Below are 8,655 nucleotides of genomic sequence, written 5' to 3' on the forward strand. Positions count from 1 at the left end.
GGTGGTATCTATTAAACATAACATAAAAAAGGATAAGTAATATGAAAGACAACAAAGAACTAAAAATAGCAACTATAACAACTAATATGTTAGCAAAATACATTTATGAAGGAATAATTAAACTTGATGATGAGAGTTTAGCAAAGTATGAAGATTTAGCTGAGTTTCAATCTCATAAAGTTGATATAGATGTTTATGATGTTTTAGAGGATATAGAAGCATATCTAAATGACGTTATAGATTTATTAGAAACAGATGTTTTTTGTGAAAATATCCTAACTAACTTTAATGGAAAAAATCATGAATATGAAGCAATCCATTTTGATACAGAAGAAGAGTTAAAAGAATTTCTTTTAGAAGAAGATCTATTTATCATTAATAACTCTTTAATCATTAACTCTGTTTCTGATGATTTAGATGCTTGCACACAAGTTTTAGAAATGCTTGAAGCTAATAAAATCCATAACGATTAATCGTGAGTATTTAGAGAGTGAAATGACTTGCTTGATTTTATTGATTAAAGGGCTTACATAGCCCTTTAATCCAGATAATAAAATATATTTAAAATAAAAGTATTTATTAATTTGACTAATATTTTAAAAGAGGTATCTATTTAATATAACATAAAATAAAAGGAAAACATTATGAATGAAAACAGTATAATTGAAGAACTCTTTGGGATTGTAGAAAACAATAAAACACATAGCCATGATGATTTAATCAGTGTGATTGATGAAAAGATTAAAACCATAGCTGAAATAACCTTAGAAGCAAAATCCAAAGATAAAAAGATTGAGCAGCTTAAAGAGAGAATAGAGATCCTATCCTTCTTGTTAGCTAAACGTGATTTGAAAATCAGTGCTCTTGAAGATGAAATAGAAGAGTTAAAAATATAATAAAACAACCATTGGGGAGTAATCCCCTTTTTTATAAGCCAATATAAGGAAATCACTATGAGTGAGAAAACAATAGAACGTCAAGTTATAGACCAGATCTTAGAACTTAAAACAAAAAACGAGAAAGAGTTAGTTGGTAGATTAAAAATTTTAGAAGATGAAAAGGAATGTATAATAATGAAGTATGAACACATTATAAGTGAATTAAAAGATAAGCTTGAATGTGCTCGTAAAGAAAATGAATGGCTTTTGTCTGATATTTATCATATTCAAAGCATCATTAAAGAGGGTGAAAATGAAAAGTAATGATAACTGGAATGGAACAACAAAAAAAGAAGATGAAATATCATTAGATGACTCGACTATCACAATATCTTTATCAAAAGAAGATGAAGAGGCAGAAAAGAAACAGTCTTTAAGGAAGAGATTTAATATCGAAAATCATTTAGAGAATGCGGCAATGTCAGGAGGTGTTATTGTAGTGATCTTAGGCATGATTATCTACCTTCCGGTTATCCTTGTGATGATGACAGGGTTGATGATAAGAGAGTTGATAGACACGGTGAGAGAATGGTGATGCAAGGGGCTTACAGCCCCTTTGTCTTGCCCGTTCTGTAGCTATATCCTGTAGAAAATCGCCTCAACACATGGTATGTTGGTTAAGTTAAGTCCTTATGTGTGTATCTCATGCTCAAATACAAAAGCCTGAAAGATTTTCTTGATGAACAGAAACAGCAAGAGCTATATAAAAAAAGGCTTGCTGAAAAGCTCTATTACACTATTAAAAAGGGAACGGCAGAAGAGATATTATCAGTTTTCAAGCAGTGTTCTGAAAGTGGTTTAGATTTCAAACAGGTTAAACATGACTACTTACTTGAATACTTTGATACGTTCAGATCTGGATATAACAAACCCTCGATACTTATCACCCGCCTGATTATCAGTTATCAAAAAATCATTTCTGTAAAAGCTATCCAGTCATTTTATAACAACATCTATTACAGGCATCTTCTGGATGATGAAGAGCTAATAGAGTTAACTTCTCTTATCATTAAAGATTAAATCTGTAAGTAATCCGCTTATCTAAAACACCTTCCGATTATTTGACAATTGGGTTAGTTTTGTTATTTATATTTATATACATAACAAACAAAGGAGATATTTATGGATTACGCACAAAGTAAAGAACTATCTTTACACATTATAAGCTCTATGAATTTGAGCGTTCACTTTAACAAATACGAAGTAGATAACGAAAAAGATTTAGATGGTATTAAATATATAATCGAAAGAAACAAAGCAAACATAAAGATCAGCACAGCAAAAATTAAAGTTGTTGAGCAGGGAAGCTTGTTATTCTTATCAAGTAAAATGAGAGATACGTTAACAGCTACTGATTTATTCATTATTTATACTGATGTTGATGAGAATAATGATGAAGAGATCACAAAAAAACTAAGAGACTTTGCTTTTAGACATAAAGCATTTGTTGTTCAGATAACCAAAAGCAGGGGTGGTTATGATAATAGATAAAATACAGTATTGTGATTATGACTACACGTTAAAACAGATTAAACATGGAAACTACTATCACTTTAGGATTTATAAAAAACAATCAAATCATAAAGTAGTTAGAGGAACAGAACCTAAATATTTAGTAAAAAGGGAAGTTGATCTTTTAACAGATAAAAGAGTATACGCCGGAAAAGATAAAGCCAAAATAGAACAATTCGCAGAATCAATGAAGGATGAGTTAACAAACATAGTTTTTGACGTGATGAGTAAAACCAATAGCGTTGATACAAAAATAAGCAAAACAGGAGAATAATATGATATTTTTAACATTGGTTATTATATTGAATTTATTGATATTCATTAACATGGGGAGTTTTGTTAGTTGGGTTTCAGAACACAAGATCTATGGTGTATGGTATAAAAGAATATTCAAGATCGGTTTTATTTTCTTATTCGCTATGTTTATTGCCAGTATCTTGGGCGGTGAAGCAGTTCAGACAGCAGCTAAATCTTTCTTCTTTTATATTGATTGCGTCATTGCGTTTGTCTTAATGACTATAGTTCACGCCTTTTACATCAAACTAAAATCCAAAAAGAACACGTCCAAACCCGCATAAAGCCCCGCAAGGGGTTTTAAAAGCATTCATCTATTCACTTCTTTACATTGAATGCTAAAACCTATCAAAACCCTCAATCAATTGATAAAACCAATTAATCGCTTGATTTTAATTGTTGGTTACGTCATTTTTACCTTGTTTTGAAATTTCTTGTTACAAACACAAATCAGAACAGATAAGGAACACATTATGAAGAAGCAGATTTTAGCAGCAGCGGCTCTTGTGGCTTCGCTGGCGCTCTCAGGTTGTGGTGATGATGGTATCTATGGAACGTATGAAAACGCTCAATACGGCGCTGTTCTCGACGTTCAGAAGGATGTAATCAAGTTCAGGGGTGAAAGCTTCCCGGTTAAGTCATGGGATGAGACTAAAAAGCCCGTATACATCGCCAGAACTCAACATAGCGTTGTCGGGTCATGGACATTCAAGCTTGAGAAGACAAAAGACGGCGGCGTGATTTATCAAGGCACAAAGTTTAAAAAGGATTAATCAAAATGGAAAATAAAACTGTTCGCTGTCCTTTTTGTGATCATGAAACTAAACACGGCTTAGGTGTGTGCTTACCATGTGGGGCGAGCATTACATACGGTAAAGCGCCGTTATGGTTCGGTCAAATTGGAGCTTTACTATCAGTGGTATTAAGCTTTGGTGTCTTGATTTTAACTGAAAACATGATGGCTGGTTTAGGTTCACTATGTTTCTTTTTGCTAATAACCATTATCCTTTCTAAAACCATTTATGCGGATAGAGTTGTATTCACAAGATAACACCCCTCTCTTTAAGCCCCTTCGGGGGCTTTCTGTTTTATAAATAAATTTGATTTATGCTTTTGTCATAGTGTTAACTTTAGAAATAAGTAAACTAAAGGAAAACATTATGAATAACATACAGCATTTATCAAAACTCATCACGGAAATCAAAAGCCCTTCAACAGCATTAAACGCAGCAAGCATTTTAAAAGCAATAGAACTCTTTACAGGGTTTTGCCTTTACCTTGTTTGTGATGCGCTACATACCAAACAAAAAACCTTCCAGATCACGTCTGGTATTTTTGACGGCAACATCATAGCTAACATGCCTGAAAGCGAGATAGACAAGTATAGCAAAGCGGCAGATGCGGCTTACCAATACGTTCATATCATCAAACAGAAAGAAGCGTTTACAGACGTTCTATCAGAGCTGTATGAAGAAATCTATCTAACTGGTAAGTGTGGTGATGGTTTAGGCCAGTTCCTGACACCTGACGATGTGAGCAGCCTCCTCTCATCCCTCACTATGCGCTCAAGAGCTGATACAGCGAAAAAAATCAATGAAGAATGCTGTGGTGCTGGCTCTATAGTGCTATCGACACTGAAAGAACTACATCAGAAAAATGGAAGCTATCTTGATACATCACTAAATCTTAATGACATAGATCCATTAATGGTAAAAATGGCAATCATACAGATAATGGCTCCAATTGCTTTTAAAGAAAATGTAGATATTAAAGAGATTAATATTTTTAATCATAATACATTGTTAAATAAAAATAAGCAGGTTTTTAAATACACTTCGGGTTAACTACTCCATTCATCCTTTATTTTAAAATAAAAGTATATATTTATTTGACTATTATTTTAAATATAGTATTTATTATATATAACATAAAACATAGGAGAATAGTTATGAATATAAAATACATTCCAATAAGTTGTGGAAAAAATGAACCGTTAACATTTAATGAAAGTGGTTTTCTTGAGGTGGATGAACTTGATAACATTGAAGTTCAAAAAAATTCTTTTAGTGATATTGAAAAACTTATAACGTTAATAGAAGTAAAGGCATTAATGTTAAGTATTGTTTATCAGGATATAAACGCTCAAGATCTGGATATAACATTATCAACAGAAAGAGGCTATGTATGTGCTGAGTTTTGCGGTGGTGTCTATGAGATTAGCATAAGAACAGACATAGGAGCAGGACGCTACGAAGCATCTGTAGGTAATGAGCTGGTTATGTTTAGCAGATTGGATGATGCGGTTGAAAGCTTCTTTGACTGTATAGAAGAAGCTGTAAAAGAGGTAATAAGAAGAGAGGGGGGAGATAACTAATGAGCAAACTAATAGAAACAACAACAGCACAAAAGATTTTCAAATCAATGATTGAATTAAATCTTGATAAAGATGAAGTCATTTACTTTGAAGAGTTCATAAACTTGCTATATGAGGCGGGGTTATTAAACCCCGATTTTCAGGAGCATCAGGAATTCATAGAAAACAACAGAAACTATTTTATTGAGTTAAAGAGGATTAGAACAGAGGGAAATAAGACTTTCGTAATAAGAAACTATCTAAATGATATGTTCGCAGAGCTAAGAAGGTTAAACAAGGATTTAGGCTATACCTATAAAGAGAAGGTAGAAGAGCTTATCAAGGAGTTTGAAAGCTTCTCAGAGACAGCAAAGCCTCTTGGTGATGGTAAAAGCCTTGTTTATCTTGTAATGCTTGGAACTCAATCAAAGGGAAAATCACACAAAAAGATTGTGTGTGTGTTTATAAGAGATGATGAAAACAAAGAAATGGTAAATCAATCAATGAACTCTAAAATCATTCTCGCTGAAAAAGTTATTTTCTTTGAAGAAGTAAATACATTCAGAAGACCAAAATACTATCTAAGTGTTCTCGATAAAGCATTCAATATATTCAATGAAACCATGTAATCCCCGCAATGGGGATTTTTTATTGAGTTAAATTAATAATCAAAGATTTATATACCGGATTAATTAAACCGTTTATCTGCTTATTTAAAATAAAAGTATATATTTATTTGACTATTATTTTAAATATAGTATTAATTATATATAAACAAACAAAAGGAGAAGTAATATGAAAAAAATTAAATACATAGAAATCACGGACGCAGCTATTTTAAAATTCATTTCATTAAATAGTTTAGACGCTTCGGTAAAAATAGAAGACGAAATAAGAAATGTTGCGGATTGGATGTTAAGCAATGAAATGTTTAAAAAAACTGGAAATAAAAAGATCATTGGAAAAATAGTAGACGCCGCTTCTGATTATCATAAAGGTTGCTATTTAATCTATAACTTTGAAAAGTATTATAATATCGAATGTTTTTACACTGTAGATTTTAACGATTATATAAACAGCTAATATCTAACACAGCCCCGCAAGGGGCTATGGTAAGGAGAATATAACATGATTAACTTTTTAATAGGTTTTTTGATAGAAATAAAGGTATTAGCTTTAAAGAAAAAGATTGATAAAGCCTCACATGTATTAAGTAAGGCTATGCTTTCAAAAGGGTATGGCAAAGACTTTAATGACAAATGTAAAACAGTCAGAAAAAAGCTTTTAGCTTTATATGATAAAGATTTAAAACAACCATCAAACTATAAAAACGCAGAATATATGTTAGGTGAAGCAATGTTTTTGTGTAATAAGTTTAACTACCTTGTTGAAAAATCACTTATTACAGAACATAAAAGAAATAGTAAAAGCTCAGGATCGTCAACCTCAGACTCATTTTTTGGAAGTGGTGGAGATTGTGATGGTGGCGGCGATTGCGGCGGTGGAGGAGATTAATAATGAATAAAACAGAAAAACCAATTAATATTATAACTTCTTCAATTTTTAATGTGGCGTTCAGTTTAGGGATAACATCATTATTTGATATAACAAACAATATTCCAACAATGATAGCAATAGGGATTTTAACAGCGATTATGACTTTAATAGCATACAAAGAGGAAATAAAAACACTAATAAAAAATAGAAACCTAAACCGCTCATCGGATAGTTAAAATAAAAGTATATATTTATTTGACTATTATTTTAATATAGTGTAATTAATATATATAACATAAAACAAAAGGAATATATTATGAATAGAACAAACTTTAATGTAATAATGAAAGATATAGTAGCGGAGCGTTTTGATGATGAAAGTGAAGCTTTGACATTTCTTGTCTCTGAAATGAGAGCTAATGGATATTATATTAACCCAAATGATTATTATCTATGTTGTGTTAGAGGTGGTTTAAATATTACTAAACTAGATCGTATTCAAAACTACGGTAAAAGGTTTAAAGCACATCAGATAAAAGAAGAGTTAAAATCAGTTTATGAACATATTAAAGAAAAATGTAAAGAAGACTGAATAAAAAGCCCCTGTTGTGGGGCTTTTTTTATCGGTTAGGTATGATGGTTATGTAATCGCTGACGAACTCAATCAGCTTGCTATCACTGGTAATCAAAGGAAGCTTGTTATGCTTCGCCTGAGCCACGATAAGACGGTCAAACGGGTCTTTGTGTAGCTTCTCCGGCAAATCGGCTACAACAAGCGTATGCTCGCTTTTAACAGGTATCTCAATCAATCCAGCTTCAAACAGGCCATCTCTAAACTGCTCTGGATCTACATCGAAATCAGGCTTGTTCAAACCGCTTTTAATGACGACTTCCCACACACTGGCAGCACTAAAGCAAAGGGTCTTTTCAGTGTCTTCCAGCAGCTCTACAACCTCTTGTTTCAGCTTGTCCGGTTCGTATGCCATAAACAAGAGAATGTTGGTATCTAACAGCAAATCCATTATGAGTATTTTCCTTCAAACATATCCACGATCTCATTGCTGTTCATGTCGTCAAAGTTGGCAGGAACGCTACCCTTACCTTTAAGGAAGCCCAGCTTGCGTTTAGGCTTCTCTTCTCTGTAGGCGATGACTTTCACCAGTGCGTGACCGTTCTTTGCTATCACAACTGGCTCACCAGTCCGGGCGACCTCTTGAACGATCTTGGACAGGTTAGTTTTGGCATCATAGATGTTAACCTTTTCCATAATATCACCTCTCATTGAACACATTTTAAGCTTAACTCCTGTGGTTAGTCAGGTCAAGTTAGTCAGAACAGGATACGTGGTTACGTTGTCACTATCAAGTATATATTAATATATATTAGTATATATTAGGTTAAATCATAGTTATGTGAAAGGTGTATAGAGAGAGAGAGAGAGAGAGAGAGAGAGAGAGAGAGAGAGAGAGAGAGAGAGAGAGAGAGAGAGAGAGAGAGAGAGAGAGAGAGAGAGAGAGAGAGAGAGAGAGAGAGAGAGAGAGAGAGAGAGAGAGAGAGAGAGAGAGAGAGAGAGAGAGAGAGAGAGAGAGAGAGAGAGAGAGAAAGAAGAGAGAGAGAGAGAGAGAGAGAGAGAGAGAGAGAGAGAGAGAGAGAGAGAGAGAGAGAGAGAGAGAGAGAGAGAGAGAGAGAGAGAGAGAGAGAGAGAGAGAGAGAGAGAGAGAGAGAGAGAGAGAGAGAGAGAGAGAGAGAGAGAGAGAGAGAGAGAGAGAGAGAGAGAGAGAGAGAGAGAGAGAGAGAGAGAGAGAGAGAGAGAGAGAGAGAGAGAGAGAGAGAGAGAGAGAGAGAGAGAGAGAGAGAGAGAGAGAGAGAGAGAGAGAGAGAGAGAGAGAGAGAGAGAGAGAGAGAGAGAGAGAGAGAGAGAGAGAGAGAGAGAGAGAGAGAGAGAGAGAGAGAGAGAGAGAGAGAGAGAGAGAGAGAGAGAGAGAGAGAGAGAGAGAGAGAGAGAGAGAGAGAGAGAGAGAGAGAGAGAGAGAGAGAGAGAGAGAGAGAGAGAGCAAAAAA

19 protein-coding genes are annotated in these 8,655 nt (G+C 33.8%); 17 read left to right on the top strand and 2 right to left on the bottom strand.

Translation table 11 applies throughout. From position 1 onward, the window contains the following. The first annotated feature begins 41 nt into the window (after positions 1–41). The 16 genes from AC4OVU_RS00265 to AC4OVU_RS00340 all read left to right on the top strand — a co-directional run bounded on the left by AC4OVU_RS00265 (position 42) and on the right by AC4OVU_RS00340 (position 7,186). Positions 42–473 carry a hypothetical protein gene (locus AC4OVU_RS00265; RefSeq protein ID WP_032625088.1) on the top strand — a complete coding sequence of 144 codons (432 nt, stop codon included), beginning with the start codon at positions 42–44 and terminating at the stop codon, positions 471–473. Between the two features lie 171 nt (positions 474–644). Then, positions 645–896, top strand: coding sequence for a hypothetical protein (locus AC4OVU_RS00270; RefSeq protein WP_032625091.1), 252 nt, complete (start codon positions 645–647; stop codon positions 894–896). Positions 897–953: 57 nt separating this feature from the next. Further along, positions 954–1,202, top strand: coding sequence for a hypothetical protein (locus AC4OVU_RS00275; RefSeq protein ID WP_032625093.1), 249 nt, complete (start codon positions 954–956; stop codon positions 1,200–1,202). Then, a complete protein-coding gene (locus AC4OVU_RS00280) occupies positions 1,192–1,473 on the top strand; it encodes a hypothetical protein (protein ID WP_032625095.1) in 282 nt (93 codons plus the stop codon). Before AC4OVU_RS00275 ends, AC4OVU_RS00280 begins: the two co-directional genes overlap by 11 nt. Before the next feature lie 110 nt (positions 1,474–1,583). Continuing rightward, positions 1,584–1,958 (top strand): hypothetical protein, encoded by a 375-nt coding sequence (locus AC4OVU_RS00285; protein ID WP_063860018.1) that lies wholly within the window; start codon positions 1,584–1,586, stop codon positions 1,956–1,958. Positions 1,959–2,060: 102 nt separating this feature from the next. Beyond that, positions 2,061–2,429, top strand: coding sequence for a hypothetical protein (locus tag AC4OVU_RS00290; RefSeq protein WP_032650702.1), 369 nt, complete (start codon positions 2,061–2,063; stop codon positions 2,427–2,429). Next, on the top strand, positions 2,416–2,724 hold the full coding sequence (locus AC4OVU_RS00295) for a hypothetical protein (RefSeq protein WP_045892675.1): 309 nt from the start codon (positions 2,416–2,418) through the stop codon (positions 2,722–2,724). Before AC4OVU_RS00290 ends, AC4OVU_RS00295 begins: the two co-directional genes overlap by 14 nt. A 493-nt stretch (positions 2,725–3,217) precedes the next feature. After that, positions 3,218–3,517 carry a hypothetical protein gene (locus tag AC4OVU_RS00300; RefSeq protein WP_032650710.1) on the top strand — a complete coding sequence of 100 codons (300 nt, stop codon included), beginning with the start codon at positions 3,218–3,220 and terminating at the stop codon, positions 3,515–3,517. A 5-nt stretch (positions 3,518–3,522) separates the two neighbouring features. Next, entirely contained in the window at positions 3,523–3,795 is a 273-nt protein-coding gene (locus AC4OVU_RS00305; RefSeq protein ID WP_072052013.1) for a hypothetical protein, read from the top strand. 109 nt (positions 3,796–3,904) lie between these two features. Continuing rightward, positions 3,905–4,588, top strand: coding sequence for an N-6 DNA methylase (locus AC4OVU_RS00310; protein ID WP_045892680.1), 684 nt, complete (start codon positions 3,905–3,907; stop codon positions 4,586–4,588). A gap of 104 nt (positions 4,589–4,692) precedes the next feature. Then, a complete protein-coding gene (locus AC4OVU_RS00315) occupies positions 4,693–5,118 on the top strand; it encodes a hypothetical protein (RefSeq protein WP_063927388.1) in 426 nt (141 codons plus the stop codon). Then, on the top strand, positions 5,118–5,726 hold the full coding sequence (locus AC4OVU_RS00320; protein ID WP_104468692.1) for a hypothetical protein: 609 nt from the start codon (positions 5,118–5,120) through the stop codon (positions 5,724–5,726). Before AC4OVU_RS00315 ends, AC4OVU_RS00320 begins: the two co-directional genes overlap by 1 nt. 166 nt (positions 5,727–5,892) lie before the next feature. Further along, complete coding sequence (locus AC4OVU_RS00325; protein WP_032625123.1) at positions 5,893–6,180, top strand: hypothetical protein; 288 nt, start codon at positions 5,893–5,895, stop codon at positions 6,178–6,180. 45 nt (positions 6,181–6,225) lie between these two features. Next, complete coding sequence (locus tag AC4OVU_RS00330) at positions 6,226–6,612, top strand: hypothetical protein (protein ID WP_063927386.1); 387 nt, start codon at positions 6,226–6,228, stop codon at positions 6,610–6,612. Positions 6,613–6,614: 2 nt separating this feature from the next. Then, complete coding sequence (locus tag AC4OVU_RS00335; RefSeq protein ID WP_491928570.1) at positions 6,615–6,830, top strand: hypothetical protein; 216 nt, start codon at positions 6,615–6,617, stop codon at positions 6,828–6,830. Between the two features lie 80 nt (positions 6,831–6,910). Then, positions 6,911–7,186 (top strand): hypothetical protein, encoded by a 276-nt coding sequence (locus AC4OVU_RS00340; RefSeq protein ID WP_032625131.1) that lies wholly within the window; start codon positions 6,911–6,913, stop codon positions 7,184–7,186. Between the two features lie 28 nt (positions 7,187–7,214). Here AC4OVU_RS00340 and AC4OVU_RS00345 read toward each other — a convergent pair whose 3' ends face one another. Next, positions 7,215–7,616 carry a type II toxin-antitoxin system VapC family toxin gene (locus AC4OVU_RS00345; RefSeq protein WP_032650728.1) on the bottom strand — a complete coding sequence of 134 codons (402 nt, stop codon included), beginning with the start codon at positions 7,614–7,616 and terminating at the stop codon, positions 7,215–7,217. Next, on the bottom strand, positions 7,616–7,861 hold the full coding sequence (locus AC4OVU_RS00350) for a type II toxin-antitoxin system Phd/YefM family antitoxin (RefSeq protein ID WP_060578925.1): 246 nt from the start codon (positions 7,859–7,861) through the stop codon (positions 7,616–7,618). Before AC4OVU_RS00350 ends, AC4OVU_RS00345 begins: the two co-directional genes overlap by 1 nt. Positions 7,862–8,013: 152 nt before the next feature. Between AC4OVU_RS00350 and AC4OVU_RS00355 the strand changes: the two genes are divergently transcribed. Next, on the top strand, positions 8,014–8,655 hold a 642-nt coding region (locus AC4OVU_RS00355; protein ID WP_491928571.1), incomplete at its 3' end, for a hypothetical protein.

Source organism: Enterobacter sp. 6722112, from assembly GCF_058661685.1.

Bases quoted from the DNA above. Each gene is read 5' to 3' on its own strand.
- AC4OVU_RS00265 (WP_032625088.1), top strand. From the start codon at position 42: ATGAAAGACAACAAAGAACTAAAAATAGCAACTATAACAACTAATATG.
- AC4OVU_RS00270 (WP_032625091.1), top strand. From the start codon at position 645: ATGAATGAAAACAGTATAATTGAAGAACTCTTTGGGATTGTAGAAAAC.
- AC4OVU_RS00275 (WP_032625093.1), top strand. From the start codon at position 954: ATGAGTGAGAAAACAATAGAACGTCAAGTTATAGACCAGATCTTAGAA.
- AC4OVU_RS00280 (WP_032625095.1), top strand. From the start codon at position 1,192: ATGAAAAGTAATGATAACTGGAATGGAACAACAAAAAAAGAAGATGAA.
- AC4OVU_RS00285 (WP_063860018.1), top strand. From the start codon at position 1,584: ATGCTCAAATACAAAAGCCTGAAAGATTTTCTTGATGAACAGAAACAG.
- AC4OVU_RS00290 (WP_032650702.1), top strand. From the start codon at position 2,061: ATGGATTACGCACAAAGTAAAGAACTATCTTTACACATTATAAGCTCT.
- AC4OVU_RS00295 (WP_045892675.1), top strand. From the start codon at position 2,416: ATGATAATAGATAAAATACAGTATTGTGATTATGACTACACGTTAAAA.
- AC4OVU_RS00300 (WP_032650710.1), top strand. From the start codon at position 3,218: ATGAAGAAGCAGATTTTAGCAGCAGCGGCTCTTGTGGCTTCGCTGGCG.
- AC4OVU_RS00305 (WP_072052013.1), top strand. From the start codon at position 3,523: ATGGAAAATAAAACTGTTCGCTGTCCTTTTTGTGATCATGAAACTAAA.
- AC4OVU_RS00310 (WP_045892680.1), top strand. From the start codon at position 3,905: ATGAATAACATACAGCATTTATCAAAACTCATCACGGAAATCAAAAGC.
- AC4OVU_RS00315 (WP_063927388.1), top strand. From the start codon at position 4,693: ATGAATATAAAATACATTCCAATAAGTTGTGGAAAAAATGAACCGTTA.
- AC4OVU_RS00320 (WP_104468692.1), top strand. From the start codon at position 5,118: ATGAGCAAACTAATAGAAACAACAACAGCACAAAAGATTTTCAAATCA.
- AC4OVU_RS00325 (WP_032625123.1), top strand. From the start codon at position 5,893: ATGAAAAAAATTAAATACATAGAAATCACGGACGCAGCTATTTTAAAA.
- AC4OVU_RS00330 (WP_063927386.1), top strand. From the start codon at position 6,226: ATGATTAACTTTTTAATAGGTTTTTTGATAGAAATAAAGGTATTAGCT.
- AC4OVU_RS00335 (WP_491928570.1), top strand. From the start codon at position 6,615: ATGAATAAAACAGAAAAACCAATTAATATTATAACTTCTTCAATTTTT.
- AC4OVU_RS00340 (WP_032625131.1), top strand. From the start codon at position 6,911: ATGAATAGAACAAACTTTAATGTAATAATGAAAGATATAGTAGCGGAG.
- AC4OVU_RS00345 (WP_032650728.1), bottom strand. From the start codon at position 7,616: ATGGATTTGCTGTTAGATACCAACATTCTCTTGTTTATGGCATACGAA.
- AC4OVU_RS00350 (WP_060578925.1), bottom strand. From the start codon at position 7,861: ATGGAAAAGGTTAACATCTATGATGCCAAAACTAACCTGTCCAAGATC.